The following is a 19,730-nucleotide window of genomic DNA, read 5'->3' as shown; positions in this document are numbered from 1 at the left end:
ATTAATTGTCGCTAACTAAAGCGAAAAGTCAGCTAAACGTTGATTAGCTGCTAAATCTTCATTAAGAATCGCAATGCGACTCTCTTCAATCTGCTGTTGCCATGCTGCTTCATCCCACAACTCAAACTTATTAAGTTGCCCGACTAACATCGCCCGTTTTTCCAAATTGGCGTATTGACGTAGGGGGGTGGGTAACAGAATGCGGCCATTGCCATCTAATTCACATTCATGGGCATAGCCAAGCAACATGCGCTTAATGGCTCGCTCCGCTGGCTGGGTATCTGATAATTGAGATAACTTAACCGCTATTTGCTGCCACTCTTGCACTGGATAGAGCAGTAAACAGGGTGATTGAATATCGACAGTAATCACTAATTGACTGTTATGATGGGCGTGCAAAGGCTCACGGTGCCGTTTTGGCATCGCAATTCGTCCTTTCGCATCTAAATTAATAGCGCTAGCCCCAGAAAACACGTTATGTCGTCCTTGTTAAATTATCAAAAATCCACAAATATCCACATTTACCCACAACAGCTAAGTTTAGGGACACAATGCAAGAATTGTCAAGGGGGCGGTGTTATTTAAAATCCAGTAACCAAGCGGGTTAGCAGGGAGTTTGAATCTAAATGCTATCGAGTGCACAAATAGGGATTTTTGTGGGAGATGGGTTATTAGAAATATCTAAAAAGTAGGAAAAACAGACAGAAGAGAGTCGTACAGTGGACTTTCAGTAACACTTAAGTGGAGTTTATTCCCCTTGGCTCTTCATTAATAAAGCCTAAATTACACTCGCTATTGGCTAATAATCTAGGTTCGATATCTGCAAACTTAATTTAGGTTAACGATATTTAACCCATTGCCGACTCTATTGAGAGTCTTATTCACTCACTGCACTTCACCGCGTATCCAGATGAGGGTTCTGCTTTCACAGCAGATCAAATAGTGTCATTCACTGCAATTTTTATTATATAGTTTATATTTGACTAAATTTTAACCAAGTCCTGCCGATATATAAGTAATCAATAACTTACGTTGTGAAGGACCTATGATTAGTTTAGACAGTGTTTATGCCATGTTAGCAAGACCACCTCTGCGTGAGATTAAGCAAAAAGATGGCGTAAAACCGGTTAACAATAGCGCTGCTATCACCGCTGATAGCCATGAACAGCCGCAAGCACAACTGCCACCACATTTAGAAAGGCGTCAGTCTCGAGAAGACCGACGCAAAAAAACGTCTGTACTTTATCAACTTGATCCTAGCTTAGAAAGGCGTAAGAACTACGTCGAAGACAGGCGAGAGGATGAGCAACAGACATCAATGAACAAAAGAGACGAGGATGACTCGCCCTTTGGTCATATCGACATCAATGTTTAGCGAGTTCTGGCCACAGCCTCTTTCCAGCCGTCATAAAGTGTTGCTCTCTGAGCATCGTTAATCTTAGGTTTAAAGCGTCGTTCAATACCCGCTTTGTGTTTAAGTTCAGCAGTCGAACTCCAAAAACCAACAGCTAATCCAGCTAAAAAGGCTGCACCCATTGCCGTGGTTTCGGTTAACTCGGGGCGCAATACATCTACATTAGTGATATCTGCTTGAAACTGCATTAGGAAGTCATTAGCGACCGCACCACCATCAACCTTGATCTGCTTCAGCTCCACGCCGCTGTCTTTACTCATAGCATCAAGTAGATCTCGACTTTGATAAGCAATAGCTTCCAGAGCTGCACGAATAATATGATTTCGATTTGCACCACGGGTTAAGCCAACTAAAGCGCCTCTGGCATCGGGATCCCAATACGGCGCGCCTAAACCAACAAAAGCAGGTACCAAATATACGCCATTGGTATTTTCTACCTTCGAAGCAAAGTATTCAGTGTCTTGTGCATCCCTAATCAACCCTAACTCATCGCGCAGCCATTGAATCGTTGCTCCGCCCATAAATACTGAGCCTTCGAGTGCATAATTAACCTCACCTTTAGCGCCCACTGCAATTGTCGTTAACAAGCCTTGTTGGGATTTTACCGCCTCAGTACCAGTGTTCATCAGTAAAAAACAGCCTGTACCATAGGTATTTTTAGCCATGCCCTCGTCAATACAAAGTTGACCGAATAACGCTGATTGTTGATCGCCCGCAATACCTGCGATAGCAATGCTACTGCCTTCACCTGCTATGCGAGTTTGACCATAGATAGCAGATGAAGGTTTAACCTCTGGCAGAAGAGAGCGCGGTATACCTAACGCGTTAAGTAGCTTTTCATCCCAAGCTTGCTGATGAATATTGAACAATAGCGTTCGGGAGGCATTGGTTGGATCGGTGACGTGTACTTTACCTTCGGTAAGCTTCCACACTAACCAAGTATCAATGGTACCAAATAATAATTCGCCCTTTTCTGCACGCTCCCTTACTCCCTCAACATTATCTAGGATCCACTTAATTTTGGTGCCAGAAAAATAGGGATCGAGCAGTAACCCCGTGCAATCTTTAACGTACTCTTCTAAACCTTGAGCCTTCAATTCATCACAAATCGCTTTGCTTCTTCGGCACTGCCATACAATGGCGTTATACACGGGTTTGCCAGTCATTTTATCCCAAATAACCGTGGTTTCACGCTGATTGGTGATCCCTATCGCGGCGACATCTTCACTATGAATATCCGCTCGTGCTAACGCTTCAATTAAGGTTGAGCTTTGCGATGCCCAGATCTCCATTGCATCATGCTCTACCCAACCTGGTTGTGGGTAAATCTGGCCAAATTCTCGTTGTGAGCTCGCCACCATATTCGCATCGTGATCGAAAACAATTGCTCTTGAACTCGTGGTACCTTGATCCAATGCGATGACATATTTCTTTGACACAAAAACTTCCTTATTGACGTGTTTCTTTTAGTAAACCGATTTCTGGTTGCACAATATTATCGCCGCCAGGCTCCAGTTCACAGGCATGGGCAGGGTAATACCACACCGCATTAATTTTACCTTGCTTTAACTCATAAACCCCGATGCTACATTGGCTATCTAGCTCACCGTCATGACTCCAAGTCACCTTTTCAATGGTACTCACATAATTGGCTGAGCTTACCGCCTGCGTCAACGTGGCTTTAGCATCAGGTAGTGTTTGAAAATAGTCGGCCATCGCCGCACCAAGCTCATTTTTTGATGAGGTCTCTATGAGCATTTTACTGCCAGATATATTGAACCAATGTACAGAGTCAGTAGTGTGAGATAGCAACTGCCCGACACTATGCTCATTAAAAGCCGCTATAAACTGCTCAACCACCTCGATTGAAGCATTAGCTTTGATTGGCATTACATCATCGGCACTGCAATAGGCTGGGACAAAACTGATTAACAGCAAACAACCCGATAAGTTAAGGGCTTTAATGTTCATTTGAAACCTCTTTTATGTAGAGCTAGATGTGACAATAACTCGATTTAGTTTCGCGTACTGAATTTGAAAACTGGGTGTTATTAACCCGCAGCAAGTTAACTCTTTTACCATGAAACCCACCTAATAATCCAATGGCTAACAAAGTAAAAAGCCCCGCTAATGCGAGGCTTAAACTTACAGACACATATGTTTAATACATGCCAACTTGTTATGACTACACTTTAAAAGCGGTAGCTTGTTTGGATACCTACTAACAAAATATTACCACTCGTTGTGCCGGTAAAAGTACCACCAAAATGAGCAGAAGAATCGTCTGAAGGGATACCTGGACGCGGTTCTACAACTGGAGATTCATCAGCAAAGATGTAAGTCAGACCAAAATCCACATCAAAGTTTTCGCTAATGCGGTAACCCATACCAGCACTCAACCATAGACGATCCATCTCTGGAATTGTCAGAGTACGGTTAGCATCAGACACAGCAGATTTGTCGTAAGCAACACCCGCTCGCATGCTTACAGTGTCATTCAGTTGATATGTCGTACCCAGCGCAAAACGGTAGTTATCTTCCCAATTCTCTTGCTTCACTAGCTGAGTAGGCTCAGAGAGTGCAGGGATAACCGCTTCTAACTTCTCGAATGAGCTCCAATCGGTCCAGTTAATACTGGCATGAATAGCAAGTTTTTCGCTTAATTGATGGTAAGAAGCAAGCTCCGCCGTTGCAGGTAAAGACAGCTCCATAGAACCCGCCATCTTCATTGTTGGATCCAATGGATTAAAGGCTAAACCATTGGCTTCACCTTCAAGATTTTGATCTACTGCTGAGCGGTAGTTAAAGCCAACTCTGTTGTCAGCATTTATCTGCCAAGCACCGCCTAACTGCCATCCCCAAGCGGTGTCGTCACCTTCCATATACTTCAACGTGGTACCTTTCGGTACTGGTAAGTTACCAACTGGTGTAGGAAGAACTGTGTCAGCTGAGCTTTTCGCACCAATGCTACCTTCACCAATCACAAAGCGCACACCGCCGCCGATACTAAACTGGTCATTGATACGGTAAGCGACGTTAGGATTGATCTCTATAGTGGTAACAGATGCTTCATTACCAAACTGAGTGCCGCGGAAGTTGTCATCCAGTTCAGTTGCCATGCCAAAGTTACTACCAAGCGCTAAACCAACAAACCAGTTGTCATCTATCTGGTGAGAGACATAGAAATTAGGAATAACAGCATCATCGGCAATGTCGTGAGCAGATGTTGGATTAGTACCGTCGGTATAAGTCACTTCACCATTGATATCAATATTCGGCATAACCAAGATGGCACCAGCTGTCATTTGAGTACCATTTAAATAGGTAAGCATTGCAGGATTGCGAAACTGTGCCGCCGCGTTATCAGCCATTGCCGCTTCACCAGCAAACGCACGCCCAAGTCCCGTAGCCGAGTATTCTGCTAACTGAAATCCAGCAGCTTGAACCTGTGTTACATTCCCCAAAAGTACCGTACTAACGGCAAGTGTTAATAAACGCTTATTCATTTGTATTCTCTAATTATGTAATTACAACAAGTAGAGCAATTACTCCACTTAAAAGTGGAGCGGATTTTACAACCACAGAATATCTTTACAAGTGTTTTAATAAAAACAGCGTAAAACACTAGCAAAAGACAAGGGGAGCAGTGAAAACAAAACCAAGATCACATCACAAAATAAAAAAGAGAATACAAATCTATAAAAAAGCTCGCTCAACCGAAATAAAAATATAAGAGCGCCTAACAACAAGCTCAATAAAAACAGATATTTAAAACAAAAAACCAAGCAAACAGCTGTTCACTTAAAATAAGTGCACCTAGTAGCACAAATGACTAGCGGAAAATTAAAATGAAAAGCACTACTAATGGATATAAAAAATAACCTTTAAATACAACAAACTAAACAAGTGGCATTAGTAATTAAAACAAAAGCCACCTAGCTATAACGCTAAATGGCTTTTATATATCAACTCAGTGGTACATGTGTATGCTTAAATCATATTGCTTAGGAATAGCGTTATGCTCTCCAAGCAGGAAGATTTGCCTCATAGTGACTGATGGCATCACCATGAGCCAAAGTTAACCCAATAGCATCAAGTCCATTAAGCAGGTTATGTCTGGCCGATTCTGCTATTTCAAAGCTAAACACCGATCCAGATGGTGAGGTCACTGTTAGCGCTTGCAGATCAACGGTCACGTCAGCACCGGGTAACGCTTCAACTTCAGCCATAATTTGCTCAACTTCGGCTTCCGTTAACTTAACGGGTAATAAACCGTTATTTATCGAATTACCGTAGAAGATATCAGCAAAACTCGGCGCAATAATCGCTTTTAAACCAAAGTCAGCTAAAGCCCATGGCGCATGCTCACGGCTCGAGCCACAACCAAAGTTCTCTTGCGATACTAAAATAGAAGCGCCTTTATAACGCGGTTTGTTCAAATTAAAATCTGGATTAGGCTGGTCTCCTGCATCATCTAGATAGCGCCAATCATGGAATAAGTGAATACCAAAACCATCACGAGTGACTTTCGACAAAAACTGTTTTGGGATAATCTGATCAGTATCAACGTTTGCGCTATCAATGATAACCGCAAGCCCTGTGTGTGCAATAAATGGTTGCATAACTTAACTCTCTAGTAAGGTTTACGGATATCAACAAAATGGCCAGCTACAGCGGCTGCTGCTGCCATAGCAGGACTCACCAAGTGAGTGCGACTACCTCGTCCTTGTCGACCTTCAAAGTTACGGTTACTTGTCGATGCGCAGCGATCGCCAGCTTCCAACTTATCGTCGTTCATGGCTAAGCACATTGAGCAACCAGGCAGACGCCATTCGAAACCTGCTTCCAAAAATATTTTATCTAAGCCTTCAGCTTCAGCTTGCTCTTTTACTAGACCTGAACCTGGCACAACTATCGCCTTCACGCCCTCTGCAACCTGACGCCCTTTGGCGTGCACAGCAGCAGCACGAAGATCCTCTATGCGTGAGTTAGTACAGGACCCAATAAATACCTTATTAATTCCAACATTAGTCATTAAAGTGCCTGCGCTTAAATCAACATATTCAAGTGCTTTCTCGATGCTTGAACGAACTGTTGAGTTAGTCTCTTCAGCAGGATTAGGTACGAACTGATCTATCGCGACCACTTGCCCTGGGTTAGTCCCCCAAGTCAGCTGCGGCGCAATGTCACTAGCTTGCAGTACCACAGTTGCATCAAAAGTGGCGTCAGCATCAGATTTCAATTCAGCCCATGCCGCAATTGCTTGCTGCCAGTTGTCGCCTTTAGGTGCGAATTCACGGCCTTTTAAGTACTCTGCAGTCGTTGCATCAGGCGCAATCATACCCGCTTTAGCCCCCATCTCGATCGCCATGTTACATACTGTCATGCGCCCTTCCATTGTGAGCGCCTCTATCGCTTCACCGCAGAACTCCACCACATAACCAGTACCACCATCCATGCCGATTTTGCCAATAATCGCCAGTACGATATCTTTAGCGGTAATCCCCTCAGCCACGTGACCGCGTACTTCGATCTTCATGGTTTTGGCTTTTAGCTGGCGCAAGGTTTGCGTCGCCATAACATGCTCAACTTCTGAAGTACCAATACCAAAGGCAAGCGCACCAAAGGCTCCATGAGTCGCAGTATGTGAATCACCACATACAATCACAGTTCCAGGCAAGGTAATACCCAGCTCTGGGCCCATTACATGAACGATACCTTGATTTTTATGGTGAATATCATAAAGTCTTACGCCAAATTCTTTACAGTTTCGCTCAAGTGTTTGCACTTGAGTTCGCGCCATAGGGCTAAGTGCGTCTAAGCTCGCACTCGTTGTTGAAGTGTTGTGATCCATGGTGGCGAAAGTCTTTTCAGGTGCACGCATTTTGCGCCCAGCCACCTCTAAACCACTAAAGGCTTGAGGTGATGTCACCTCATGCACTAAATGCCTATCAACATAAATAATTGGTGCTTCACCTTCGGCGGCAACCACGATATGGGCGTCCCATACCTTTTCATATAATGTCTTAGCCATGATTAAACACCTTCTTTAACAAGCTGGGCGATATAGTCACCCATTTCACTGGTTGATTTCGCATTATGGCGCTCTTCACTAGACAGTAACTCACCTGTTAAATAGCCATCACTTAATACTTTACCCACTGCGGTTTCAATTGCTGTAGCCGCCGCTTCTTGCTTTAGGCTATGGCGAAGTAGTAGTGCTGCAGACAAAATCTGCGCGACAGGGTTAGCAATTCCTTGACCAGCGATGTCTGGCGCACTGCCACCTGCAGGCTCATATAAACCAAAACCAGAACTATTCATGCTGATAGACGACAATAGCCCCATAGATCCTGTAAGCATGGCTATTTCGTCTGAGATGATATCGCCAAATAGGTTTGAGCAAAGCATGACATCAAACTCGTCTGGACGACGCAGTAGTTGCATAGTCGCATTGTCGATATAGATATGTTCAAGCTCAACATCGGGATAGTCTTTAGCAACCGTCTCTACCACTTCACGCCAAAGTACCGAACAGGCAAGTACATTCGCTTTATCAACAGAGGTAACCTTTTTGCGACGACCTTGAGCAGTCTCAAAGGCAATCTTAGCAATACGGGTGATCTCTTTGCGGGTATAACGCATAGTATCGAATGCTTCTTCATTCTCACCTTCACCTTGACGACCTTTGGGCTTGCCGAAGTAAATGCCACTGGTAAGTTCACGTACACACAACACATCAAAACCACGTGATGAGATATCACTACGCAGCGGCGACATATGCTCAAGACCTGCATGCAGCTTTGCTGGGCGCATATTACAGAACAACTCAAAGTGTCCACGTAACGGCAATAATGCACCGCGCTCAGGTTGATCATTTGGTGCTAGGTGCTCCCACTTTGGACCACCTACTGAGCCAAAAAGGATCGCATCGGCAGCTTCACAACCTTTAAGTGTTGCGTCAGGCAGAGGACAACCTTGGCTGTCAATCGCAGCGCCACCAACATCGTAATCAGTATATTCAATAGAAAGGGAAAAACGTTCCTCTACAGCCGTAAGTACTTTACGGGCTTCTGCCATGACTTCAGGACCAATCCCATCTCCAGCCAATACTGCTATTTGATAACTCATACGACAACTAACTCCTTTAATTTTCTTTATATTCTGTAATCAGGTACATATACCCAAGTAAATTGGGTATAAAGCAAATATGGACATTAAGAACTTAAACGCCGCCTAACACTTGCTTTTCTTGCTGGATTTTTTGTTTACAATCAGCCACTTTATCCGCTCGCCAAGTCAAGTTCATCACATGCACTAAGGCCTTTACTGATGCTTCGACAACATCTGTTGCAAGCCCAACACCGTGGAAATTCTGATTGCGGTAACTAGCAGTAATATCGACTTGGCCAAGTGCATTTTGCCCCTCACCTTTCGCGCCGAGTTGATAACTGGTGATATCAATTTCACAACCACTAGCGCGTGCAACTGCTTTATAAGCGGCGTCTACAGGGCCATTACCAATGGCAGCTTCAGTCACTGTTTCGCCGTTCACCTCAACTTTTACCGTGGCTGTGGCACTACCTTCTGTTGAATCTGAATGTACAACTAGCTGCTGCAATTTAAAATGGTCATCATCTTCAGCTTGCGCTTCCATAAAAGCCAAAGCTTCAAGATCATAATCAAACACTTGACCTTTCTTGTCTGCAAGTACAAGGAAATCTTCGTATAGAACATCCATATCGTAGTCTTGATCGCCGTAGCCAAGCTCACTCATGCGGTGCTTAATGACATGTCGACCCGAGCGCGAAGTCATATTCAAGTTGTTACGGTTAAGACCAATACTTTCCGGTGTCATGATCTCATAGGTATTCTGCGCTTTAAGCATGCCATCTTGGTGAATACCTGAAGAGTGTGTAAAAGCATTCGCGCCAACAATCGCCTTATTTGCTTGTACAGGCATATTACATAGCTGGCTCACCAAACTAGAGGTGCGGTGGATCTCTTTTGCATTAATGCCAGTTTCTAAACCCAATTCACCTTTACGGGTAGAAAGGATCATCGCAATCTCTTCCAGAGAACAGTTACCAGCACGCTCACCAATACCATTCACGGTACATTCGATTTGGCGAGCACCATGCTGCACAGCCGTAATAGAGTTCGCCACTGACAAACCCAAATCATCATGACAATGTACAGAAATAACCGCTTGGTCGATATTCGGGACGCGATTAAACAAGGTTTGAATAATGCCACCAAACTCGCTGGGTACTGTGTAGCCCACGGTGTCAGGAATGTTAATCGTGCGAGCACCAGCCTTAATCGCTTCCTCTACCATACGGCATAGGTTATCGATGGGAGTACGGCCTGCATCTTCACAGGAAAACTCAACATCATCAGTAAATCGGCGAGCGTATTTAACCGCACCGACAGCCATTTCCAATACTTGGTCGAATGAGCGCTTAAGCTTGCTCTCAACGTGAATGGTTGATGTCGATATAAAGGTATGGATACGAAACTGATCAGCAACCGATAATGCTTGAGCTGCAGCATCGATATCTTTCTCTAGCGCTCTTGATAAGGCACAAACACGGCTGTTCTTTACCGTTCTAGCAATTGTCTGTACTGATTCAAAGTCACCAGGAGAAGAAACCGGAAAACCGACTTCCATGACGTCAACACCTAGACGTTCCAATGCCAGTGCTATTTGAAGTTTTTCCTTAACCGTTAAACTGGCAGCCAATGCTTGCTCGCCATCACGTAGTGTCGTGTCAAATATAATTACGCGGTCAGACATCTATTCTCTCCATTGAACTTCAAACGTTCAGTTATGCTTTCAGGCAATTTAAATACAAAAAACCCCGCGTACTATTCGCGGGGTTTATAAATGCAGGCTTTCTTAAGCGTGTAGCACTATATCCTCCGCGCAGTGACTGCGAGAATGAGACTGAGGAGTATGAGTAATGTGCTTGTACGCTTCATAAATGGTTATTCAACTTTTCTATATAACTATGTCAGCGAGTTCTGCTGCTTCGGTTAATTTTTAACGCGAGCAGCCATCTATGTCAAGCCTAAATTGCTCAACTTAGGCATTTAACAAACTGAACATTGCTCACAAAAATCACAAACTTGAAAATTAACTCTACAAAAAACGACTTTTAAAAGATATTATTGCGCAGCATCTCTAATAATGCTGTTAAGTCGCAATATTCTCAACTGTTTAGCTTTTTTATGCATATTTTTAGATAAAATGGTTATAATAGCCCCACTCTGCTAATGGAAAGCGGATATAGAGTCACTACTGGAGCTACAAATGGACTTTAGGAGCATCGTACTCTGTCTAATACTCTGGGTTTCCCCAGTGTTTGGCAGTACGTTGGAACAACTAGATCAGTTAAATACACTCGTCTACCAATATCCAAGCAAAGCATTGTCAGAGATCAATGCGCTTGAACGTCACTATTTGGGTGTATCGAGATCAGATACTCTATTGATGCGTTTAAACGCACTCAAATGTGAGTCCTATATCCAACTAGGTGAAAACGCTGCCGCCATTAATCTGGCTCGCTTAAATGATGCCAAAGCAAAGCAATTAGCGCTTGAGCATGCGAGGCCCTATTTTCTAAACTGTATGGCACAAGCTTATGCAAGTTTTGGCGACTACCAGCAAGCACTACCGCTTTTATACTCTTCCATTTCGCTATCGCGCAAACTAAAACAACCGCAGGCACTCATCGGTGGCCTTTGGCTCAGAAGCAAGCTCAATGCCGATGTAAAACACAATAATGCTGCGATAGAAGACATAAGACTTGCTCTGGATATTTACCCCGAGATCACTTTGCAAGATCAACGCTGGACTTGGCCCCCGAAAGGTTATTTATATACCTCTATGGCTAAGCAGTTATCCGATATTGATGAACAAAAAGAAGCCGAGACTTACCTTAAAAAGGCACTTGATGAACCCACAACACTAGGTAAAGTGAAGCTTTTTATCGCACTTGATATGGCCCGATTTGCTCAGCAAAATCAACAGCCGAATCTACGAGATAAATATACCCAAATAGCCAGAGTCACACTTGCTGAACTCAGCACCCCACTAGAGCTAGCCGTTGCTTACAATGCGATCGCTTTAATTGATTTTAATAGTGGTAAATATAGTAGCGCAGAACAACTGATTAACCTCAGTTTGGCGACCTTTCGCAAAGAAGCTGACTCTATTGGCACCATTAGCGCATTATCTCTCAATGCTCGGATCAAACTGAAGCAGTACCGTGAAGCAGCTGGCCTCACATTAATGGAACAGGCTATTTCGTTGGCGAAAGAGAAAGCACGCTACTCTGATTTAAAACATAGCTATGCCACCTTGGCAGAGTATTTTGCTAAACAGGGAAAGTTTTCACTGGCTTATCAATACCAGCTCAAACAGTTAGAGGCACTAGAAAGCGAAACGCTATCAATTAAAAACATTTGGTTATCGCAACTCAAATCGGGGTTAAGTCGTGAAGAGCAAATAGCCGCTCCTAATCACTCCCTCATTACAGCAACAACAGTAAACAGCATTATTCCCAGTTCACTTTTCCCTATCGCTCTAATGATCATCAGCCTAATCATATTCATCACTTGGCATCAAAAGAAAGCACCAAAACCAACACAGCCCGAGCAAATAGTCCTCAATCTTGATACTAAAGTTGATAAAAAGAAGTCATTTGAAGATCTGTTAAACATAAGCAAGCAGGCGGGTTATCCGTTGTCATTATTAGTATTCAACCCTAACCACATTTTTAAAACTGACGTGCCAATAGTGATAGAGCAGTTAAAAACTAAGCTCAGAGAACAGGATGTGCTTTTACAGCAAAATGATCAGCAGATCGTAATTATGTTGCCGCACACCTCTGAGCAAGGTGCAATAAACGTCATTGATCAATTGGCAAGTACTATTCAAGTTTGGCAAGAAGGTTCCAAAGTGAATATTGGTCTAGCCTGTATGCAGCAGTTTGATAATTTAGAGTCAATGATCAAGCGAGCCAATATCAGCCAGTTGAGGAAGCTAAAAGTTAACTGATTTTTTGTTAACCTTCCGCTAAGTAATTTTCAATTTCATCTAAAAATTCACCGCCAAAACGCTCCAACTTACGTTCACCAACTCCATTTACAGCCAATAATTCACCAGGGCTTGTTGGTAATATTGCAGCCATTTCAGCCAAGGTTGCATCGTTGAATACCAAATAGGGTGGTACATCTAACTCTTCAGCTAGTTTGCGCCTTAATAACTTCAATCGAGCAAAAAGTTTACGATCGTAGTTTAATGGGGCTTTCGGATTATGACCACGACGCTTGGTGGATTGAATCACGATTCTTGGCTCTGCAAGCAGCAATTCCACCTCGCCTTTTAACACCGTTCGTGCAGATGGATTAAGCGTGACCGATGAACCTCGAGTAATGTCCTGATTAGCGAGCCCAAGATGAATAAGCTGCCTAATCACACTCAACCAATGCTCATGACTTTTCTCTTTGCCAATGCCCCAAGTTGAAAGCTTATTATGGCCTCTATCCATTACCGTGGCGGCTTTTGAACCTCGTAGCACCTCAATGAGGTGGTTAACACCAAAGCGCTGTCCAAGCCGGTAGATACACGACAGCACCTTTTGCGCATCTTGAATGCCATTATATTTCTTAGGCGGGTCTAAACAGATGTCACAGTTACCGCATGGTTCTAGCGCACTTTCGTCAAAATAGTGCAGCAACACTTGGCGGCGGCAGGTTTGCGCCTCAGCAAATGCAGCCATGGTGTTGAGTTTATGGAACTCAACTTGCTGCTGTGGCCCTGGCTCTGATTGTTCAATAAGGTGCCTGACTCTGCCAATGTCAGCAGGGTCAAACAACATCAAAGCTTCAGAGTCCAAACCATCACGGCCTGCTCGCCCAGTTTCTTGGTAGTAGGCTTCAACACTTTTTGGGATATCATAGTGCACCACATAACGCACATTTGATTTATTGATCCCCATACCAAAAGCGACCGTGGCCACTACAATATCGAGTTGATCTTTTAAGAACCGGTCTTGAACATCTGCCCGCTCTTCTTGGGTTTTACCTGCATGGTACGCCTCAGCTTGATGCCCTTGCATACGCAGACGTTCAGCAACCTCATCAACCCGGCGACGACTACTGCAATAAACAATACCGCTATTACCATTTTGCGCATCAATAAACTGTCGCAACTGATTTGCAGCATTTAGCTTTTCAGCGACAGTATAGCGAATATTAGGTCTATCGAAGCTGGTTAGTAGCGAAAATGGTTCAATGGTTAACCGCTCGCAGATATCGACGCGCGTCGCATTATCCGCCGTTGCTGTTAACGCCATAATCGGCACCAGAGGAAATTGCTGACGTAAACGCCCAAGCGCAGCATATTCGGGTCTAAAATCATGACCCCACTGTGAAATACAGTGCGCTTCATCAATGGCAAATAGCGAGATATTCAACTCGTGTAAACGATCGATAAAGCTGGCTTGCAACAACCTTTCTGGCGATACGTACAGCAACTTTAGTTCGCCATAGCGCATCTGCTGCAAAATTTTTAGGCTTTCTTCTCTTGGTTGAGAAGAGTTAAGGTAAGCGGCTGAGACACCCGTCTGAATAAGACTATCGACCTGATCTTTCATTAGCGAGATCAGCGGTGAAACCACAACCGTTAAGCCTGGTAACTGCAGCGCGGGTAACTGGTAACATAGGCTTTTACCACCGCCGGTCGGCATGATCACCAAGCAATCTTGGCCAGCACAGATCTGTTCGATTACTTCACGCTGACCATCCCTAAACGTGCGATAACCAAATACCGACTGAAGGCTTGCTGATAATTGATCGACCGGATGTTCTAGTGCCGCCTGATCCATAGTGAACCTGTGTTAATCATAAGGCCGACCATTCTAATCGAGCGAACCTCTCTTGTCTCTCTTCAAACGATTTATCGACCAAAATTTAAACTTGCAACACAGGCTCCATTAGCGATAGATTAAATGCTCTAATACTAAGCAATTGATCTGACAAGGAACGCGCAGGGAGCCGTATGAGCAATATTATTCAGCAAGAAACATTACGCAGAGTTGCAGAGGTTTTTGACAAGCATGTGCCTTTTCATAACTTACTTGGGATGGATATCAAGCGTTATGATGTGGACGGTGTAGAAGTTGTCGTAAAAATGAAGCCTGAATTAATTGGTAATATTCATCAGCAAATATTGCATGGAGGCATGACCGCCACCGTTTTAGATGTCGTTGGTGGCCTCACTGCTTTTTCAGGCTTAGTCGCCAGTCGTGACGATTGGAGTCTTGAGGAACTAGAAAAACGCATTCAGACATTAGGCACTATTGACCTTAGAATTGATTACTTACGCCCTGGCCGTGGTGAAATATTTACAGGTACGGGTACGGTGATCCGCGCCGGAAATCGAGTGTCTGTTTCTAGAATGGAGCTTCACAATGAAAAAGGAGACCATATTGCTTTCGGCACAGGGACTTATATGGTGGGTTGATGCTAATTATAGCCACTAGGACGTCGCCCTTTTGCGGCGTTTTAAACACCCTGTGATCTCAAACTTAATGATAACTGGCACGGTTTATTGACTAAACGTCATGGCCGCCAGAGAAGATAAACGGCGCGGTTAGCTTGAGTCTAGGCTTAGGCAGGATTACAATCAGCGCTTACTTCCTCTTCTTAGTACATTTCAATGCAAGATACTGAACATCGCAAAGGCATAGCATTTGCCATTTGCGCTTATACGCTGTGGGGCTTTGCGCCGCTGTACTTTAAATTATTGACAGATGTATCTGCCGCTGAGATTTTACTGCACCGCGTACTTTGGTCGTTCCTTTTTATGGGATTGCTGATGAGCTTTTTCGGTGGATTTGGTCGTGCCAGGCAGTTACTTAAAAAGCCTAAACAACTGGCAGTACTTTGTGTCACCTCCTGTTTAATCGCCGCTAACTGGCTGTTATTCATCTGGGCAGTCAATAACGATCATATGTTAGATGCCAGCCTAGGTTATTTCATCAACCCATTGGTTAATGTGTTCTTAGCCATGCTGTTTCTGGGGGAGCGCCTGCGTAAACTACAATGGGCAGCTGTATCTTTAGCAGCTATTGGGGTGTCAATTCAGCTTATTTCATTCGGCTCAATACCACTAGTATCGCTGGGTTTGGCGGGATCATTTGCCTGTTATGGCTTATTGCGAAAAAAGGTCAACATTGATGCGAAAACCGGCCTATTAGTAGAAACCGCTATCTTAATGCCTGTCGCGTTATTCTACCTACTTAGCAATATGGGTGACTCGCTGACGCACCTTATGAGTAACGATATACATCTAAACGGATTGTTACTCGCAGCAGGCGTCATCACCACTGTGCCGTTGCTGTGTTTTGCCGCTGCAGCAGTACGGATCCCATTTACTATGTTGGGCTTTTTCCAGTATATCGGCCCCAGTATCATGTTCATTCTTGCTATAAGCTTGTTTAATGAACCTTTCGATATGGAAAAAGGCATTACTTTTGGCTTTATTTGGGCAGCATTAGCACTGTTTACCGCTGATATGTTTTATAAGCGCAAACAGAAAAAGTAACCCTTTAACATGCAAAAAAGCGAGCCTAGTCGGTTCGCTTTTTATTATTGAGCTTAAACTCTATGTCGCTATTACTTAAAGTGACTTAACAGTGCCTCTGGTTGCTCAAGGCTCAATAGTATCGGATAACCTTGGACTGTCGGGATCAGCACCACATTATCAGTTTCAGTAACCGCAACAAAAGCTTTCGAGTGACCGCCTAAACTGAACCAGCCTAATTGAAATCCAGGCATACCCACACCATTAACCCGAAGATCAGGTTTAAATTCAGTATCAGTTTCTGCTGACCAATTTAATTGGCGCACTCCCACTAAATCTACCTCTTCTATCGGTAGGCTAAACTGATAAAATGGTACATCGATAGTAATCAAATCCGCCGTCACAATCAGTTTTGCATCATTAACTTTATAGAACATCCAGCTGAATGCTATGACCATCGGCAGTAATACTGCAGCAATAACCACCTTACTGGTTTGCGGCAGCGCTTTGTAATAAATATAAATCCCTATTCCAATTAAGCCAATGAGTAAGGCAATAAAGCTCAACGTACCTGTTACGCCTAGGGGAGTAAGTGCAAAAATTTGAGTCATCGTCTGATCCTGTCAATGAGATAAGCTAATCTTTGACCAGACGACATATTATGTCAAGATAGGATTTTGGGGACTCGTTTACAGATCCAACGCTAAAATCTTTGATTTGCGCTGATAATTGTAGAGCTGTTTCTTCTTTCCTGGTAACTCATCAACTTCAACGATATTAAAACCATGCTCTAAGAACCAGTGAATACTGCGTGTCGTCAGCGCAAATAGTCTTGAGTAGCCTCTCACCCGCGCTTGGCTAATAATATTTTGCAGCAGTAAACTGCCCCTATCGGCATCTCGATATTCTGGGTGAACCACCAAACAGGCAAACTCACCAGCATTATCCTCTTCAAACGGATAAAATGCCGCGCAGCCAATCACTAAACTGTCACGCTCGATCAACATAAACTGCTCAATTTCGACCTCTAGCTGCTCTCTTGAACGGCGCACCAGAATGCCTTTTTCCTCCAGAGGACGGATAAGATCGAGTATGCCACCGATATCCCGAATAGAAGCACGACGCAGACGTTCGGCACTTTCTGTCACAATTTGGGTGCCGATACCATCACGGGAGAAAAGCTCTTGCAGTAGAGCTCCATCATCTAGATAGCTAACAAAGTGACATCGACTAACGCCATTTCTACAAGCATCTATACTGGCTTGCAAGAATGCTTTAGTACTTAAACAAAGTGGCGCTTGTTCAGGTAAATTATTAAGAATAGCTTGCGCATCTGTAGGCATCAGCTCTGCAAGCACTTCGCCAGCCTCATCCATAATCCTATTATGGGCGCTAAAGCCAATCATCTTATCGGCCTTGAGTTTTACCGCAATTTGGGTTGCAACCTCTTCAGCCGTTAGGTTAAAGCTTTCACCCGTCACTGATGCAGCCACAGGGCCTAACAATACAATGCCACCATTATCCAGTTGACGCTTTAAGCCTTGGCTATCTATACGCCTTACTCTGCCACTGAGACTGTAATCAACTCCATCTTCTACCCCCAACGGCTGTGCAATAATAAAGTTACCGCTAACCACATTGATTTGTGCCCCTTGCATAGGCGTGTTGCTCAAACTCATCGACAATCGCGCTGTAATATCGAGTTGCAATGCGCCTACAACTTGCTTAATGACTTTAAAGGTTTCTTCTTCGGTAATTCTCACACCATTGTAATATTCAGGGGTTAAGCTTTGTTGTGCCAACGCATCATCAATCTGCGGACGCGCACCGTGCACTAGGACAATTTTAATTCCTAGACTATGCAACAAGGCAATATCGTTAATAATGGCTTTAAACTGCGGCTGAGCAAGCGCTTCACCACCAAGCATAACCACAAAGGTTTTACCTCTGTGAGCGTTAACATAGGAAGCTGAATGACGAAAACCATCGACGAGTTCTGTAGTACGCACGCTAAATCCACCTTATAAGTCTAAATAGACAGTCGCAACAATCTGGTTTTTTGATAATAAACCATTATGATATTGCATTTTAATGCAATTAAAAAGCATTTATTATCACTATTGCTATTAACAAATATCGAGCCAAACCCATTAAACTTAAAAGATTAGATGTAAAACCACCTATATGCACAAGTGAATAGTTGTTGCTAACTGCATTATAAAAGTAGTGAGATTGAGCAATCTCGTAAATTTTGAAATCACTGATGCTCTTAATTCAAGTGGTGGGATGAAAATTAGGATAAGAAATGGCTATTAGGCCAATAGCAGAAGTGATATTCACTAGGTTCAAGGTTTAATCGTTCAGCGAGTGTTTAGTGGGTGGTAAATTTAAGGCAAAAAAAAACCTCTATAAATAGAGGTTTTTGAAGATGCTTTAAACAAGTATTTACTTGATTTTAGCTTCTTTGTACATAACGTGCTGACGGATAACAGGATCAAATTTCTTGATTTCCATCTTTTCAGGCATGTTACGCTTGTTCTTTTCAGTCGTGTAGAAGTGACCAGTTTTAGCGCTAGATACTAGCTTGATCTTCTCACGATTACCTTTAGATTTAGCCATGGTTTATTATACCTTCTCGCCGCGGGCACGAAGTTCAGCAACAACAACTTCAATACCTTTCTTATCGATGATACGCATACCTTTAGTAGAGATACGTAGCTTAACGAAACGCTTTTCAGTTTCTAACCAGAATCTGTGATTCTGTAGGTTAGGTAAAAAACGACGACGCGTAGCATTCTTCGCGTGCGAACGGTTGTTACCAACCATTGGTTTCTTGCCAGTTACTTGGCATACTCTTGACATGTCAAACTTCTCCAAAACAATATATATAACGCTCGAGCATTAATGTACCTCGAACACGGCCGTCGCCTGAGGCACACAACAGAGGGCGCATTTTATACAGGATCTAAAATCAAAGATCAAGGGTTAGATTAATCTATCCACCCTCGTTCAGCGAAAGAAACTATCTCTCGATCGCCTACAACCATATGGTCCAGCAAGGAAACATCGATGGTTTGTAGTGCTTGTTTCAATCGCTCAGTAATTCGTCTATCGGCTGTACTTGGCTCTGCAATTCCAGAGGGATGATTGTGACACACGATCACAGCCGCAGCCTTTTTCTCAAGCACCAAGCCCACCACATCTCGTGGATAAACCGACGCTGAGTTAATGGTACCCCTGAATAATTCAACGAATTGAATCACCCGATGTTGACTATCAAGTAGTAAAATAGCAAACACTTCGTAGGCACGATCTCCCAATTGTCTCATTAAATAGTCTCGAGTTAAATCAGGATCCGATAAAATTTTGCCTCTTTTTAGATTTTCTTTCGAAATTCGCTTGCCAATCTCTACTGCAGCTTGCAATTGAGCAAACTTAACCGGGCCTATCCCATCTAGCCGGCACACTTGGGCTTGAGAGGCTGTCAGTAAGCTTCTGAGCCCACCAAACTCCGTTATCATCATACGAGCAAGCTCAACAGCACTTAACCCTTTTAAGCCAACTCTGAGCAATACAGCGAGTAACTCTGCATCCGACAGCTGCTCTGCACCATCAAGCAGTAGTTTTTCTCTTGGTCCTTCACCCTGTGGCCAATCTTTAATTCCCACAATAACCTCCTTGTCATTATTTCTAATTGAGTATGGTCGACAATTTACTAACTTG

At 43.6% G+C, this 19,730-nt stretch carries 18 protein-coding genes; 4 read left to right on the top strand and 14 right to left on the bottom strand.

Going from position 1 to position 19,730, the window contains the following annotated elements; genetic code table 11:
* Positions 1 to 15: 15 nt before the first annotated feature.
* Positions 16 to 474: a division/cell wall cluster transcriptional repressor MraZ gene (mraZ, locus tag SWP_RS09930; protein ID WP_020912332.1), complete on the bottom strand. Its 459-nt coding sequence runs from the start codon at positions 472 to 474 to the stop codon at positions 16 to 18.
* Positions 475 to 1,045: 571 nt separating this feature from the next.
* Here mraZ and SWP_RS23190 point away from each other — a divergent pair.
* A complete protein-coding gene (locus tag SWP_RS23190; RefSeq protein WP_020912331.1) occupies positions 1,046 to 1,375 on the top strand; it encodes a hypothetical protein in 330 nt (109 codons plus the stop codon).
* Here the strand turns inward: SWP_RS23190 and glpK are convergent.
* The 7 genes from glpK to leuA form a co-directional block, all read right to left on the bottom strand.
* Positions 1,372 to 2,853 (bottom strand): glycerol kinase GlpK, encoded by a 1,482-nt coding sequence (gene glpK, locus SWP_RS09920; protein ID WP_020912330.1) that lies wholly within the window; start codon positions 2,851 to 2,853, stop codon positions 1,372 to 1,374. The two genes, SWP_RS23190 and glpK, sit on opposite strands and share 4 nt — an antisense overlap.
* Before the next feature lie 10 nt (positions 2,854 to 2,863).
* The gene (locus tag SWP_RS09915; protein ID WP_020912329.1) at positions 2,864 to 3,385 is read right to left on the bottom strand and encodes a nuclear transport factor 2 family protein; all 522 of its coding nucleotides are present in this window, start codon (positions 3,383 to 3,385) and stop codon (positions 2,864 to 2,866) included.
* Positions 3,386 to 3,606: 221 nt separating this feature from the next.
* The gene (locus SWP_RS09910; protein ID WP_020912328.1) at positions 3,607 to 4,920 is read right to left on the bottom strand and encodes an outer membrane protein transport protein; all 1,314 of its coding nucleotides are present in this window, start codon (positions 4,918 to 4,920) and stop codon (positions 3,607 to 3,609) included.
* A 510-nt stretch (positions 4,921 to 5,430) separates the two neighbouring features.
* Positions 5,431 to 6,036 (bottom strand): 3-isopropylmalate dehydratase small subunit, encoded by a 606-nt coding sequence (gene leuD, locus SWP_RS09905; protein ID WP_020912327.1) that lies wholly within the window; start codon positions 6,034 to 6,036, stop codon positions 5,431 to 5,433.
* Between the two features lie 11 nt (positions 6,037 to 6,047).
* Positions 6,048 to 7,448, bottom strand: a complete 1,401-nt coding sequence (leuC, locus tag SWP_RS09900; RefSeq protein ID WP_020912326.1) for a 3-isopropylmalate dehydratase large subunit — start codon at positions 7,446 to 7,448, stop codon at positions 6,048 to 6,050.
* 2 nt (positions 7,449 to 7,450) lie between these two features.
* The gene (gene leuB, locus SWP_RS09895; protein ID WP_020912325.1) at positions 7,451 to 8,545 is read right to left on the bottom strand and encodes a 3-isopropylmalate dehydrogenase; all 1,095 of its coding nucleotides are present in this window, start codon (positions 8,543 to 8,545) and stop codon (positions 7,451 to 7,453) included.
* Between the two features lie 94 nt (positions 8,546 to 8,639).
* The gene (gene leuA / locus SWP_RS09890) at positions 8,640 to 10,211 is read right to left on the bottom strand and encodes a 2-isopropylmalate synthase (RefSeq protein ID WP_020912324.1); all 1,572 of its coding nucleotides are present in this window, start codon (positions 10,209 to 10,211) and stop codon (positions 8,640 to 8,642) included.
* Positions 10,212 to 10,727: 516 nt separating this feature from the next.
* Here leuA and SWP_RS09885 point away from each other — a divergent pair.
* Entirely contained in the window at positions 10,728 to 12,476 is a 1,749-nt protein-coding gene (locus tag SWP_RS09885) for a tetratricopeptide repeat protein (RefSeq protein WP_020912323.1), read from the top strand.
* Between the two features lie 7 nt (positions 12,477 to 12,483).
* Here SWP_RS09885 and recQ read toward each other — a convergent pair whose 3' ends face one another.
* Positions 12,484 to 14,307, bottom strand: coding sequence for a DNA helicase RecQ (gene recQ, locus SWP_RS09880; protein ID WP_020912322.1), 1,824 nt, complete (start codon positions 14,305 to 14,307; stop codon positions 12,484 to 12,486).
* Between the two features lie 173 nt (positions 14,308 to 14,480).
* Between recQ and SWP_RS09875 the strand changes: the two genes are divergently transcribed.
* Both SWP_RS09875 and rarD read left to right on the top strand, forming a co-directional pair.
* Positions 14,481 to 14,945: a thioesterase family protein gene (locus tag SWP_RS09875; protein ID WP_020912321.1), complete on the top strand. Its 465-nt coding sequence runs from the start codon at positions 14,481 to 14,483 to the stop codon at positions 14,943 to 14,945.
* A gap of 195 nt (positions 14,946 to 15,140) precedes the next feature.
* Complete coding sequence (gene rarD / locus SWP_RS09870) at positions 15,141 to 16,028, top strand: EamA family transporter RarD (protein WP_020912320.1); 888 nt, start codon at positions 15,141 to 15,143, stop codon at positions 16,026 to 16,028.
* 71 nt (positions 16,029 to 16,099) lie between these two features.
* On the opposite strand, the gene SWP_RS09865 is transcribed toward rarD, so the two are convergent.
* The 5 genes from SWP_RS09865 to radC all read right to left on the bottom strand — a co-directional run bounded on the left by SWP_RS09865 (position 16,100) and on the right by radC (position 19,675).
* Entirely contained in the window at positions 16,100 to 16,618 is a 519-nt protein-coding gene (locus tag SWP_RS09865; protein WP_020912319.1) for a PH domain-containing protein, read from the bottom strand.
* A 78-nt stretch (positions 16,619 to 16,696) separates the two neighbouring features.
* The gene (argA, locus tag SWP_RS09860; RefSeq protein ID WP_020912318.1) at positions 16,697 to 18,016 is read right to left on the bottom strand and encodes an amino-acid N-acetyltransferase; all 1,320 of its coding nucleotides are present in this window, start codon (positions 18,014 to 18,016) and stop codon (positions 16,697 to 16,699) included.
* Between the two features lie 436 nt (positions 18,017 to 18,452).
* On the bottom strand, positions 18,453 to 18,626 hold the full coding sequence (gene rpmG / locus SWP_RS09855; RefSeq protein WP_011494790.1) for a 50S ribosomal protein L33: 174 nt from the start codon (positions 18,624 to 18,626) through the stop codon (positions 18,453 to 18,455).
* Positions 18,627 to 18,632: 6 nt separating this feature from the next.
* A complete protein-coding gene (gene rpmB / locus SWP_RS09850) occupies positions 18,633 to 18,869 on the bottom strand; it encodes a 50S ribosomal protein L28 (RefSeq protein ID WP_020912316.1) in 237 nt (78 codons plus the stop codon).
* Between the two features lie 128 nt (positions 18,870 to 18,997).
* The gene (gene radC / locus SWP_RS09845) at positions 18,998 to 19,675 is read right to left on the bottom strand and encodes a RadC family protein (protein ID WP_020912315.1); all 678 of its coding nucleotides are present in this window, start codon (positions 19,673 to 19,675) and stop codon (positions 18,998 to 19,000) included.
* Between the last annotated feature and the right edge of the window lie 55 nt (positions 19,676 to 19,730).

Origin of the sequence: Shewanella piezotolerans WP3, assembly GCF_000014885.1 — a bacterium.
GTDB lineage: Bacteria > Pseudomonadota > Gammaproteobacteria > Enterobacterales > Shewanellaceae > Shewanella > Shewanella piezotolerans.
Note: the sequence above shows the minus strand (reverse complement) of the source record. Positions and strands in the feature narration are given on the sequence as shown.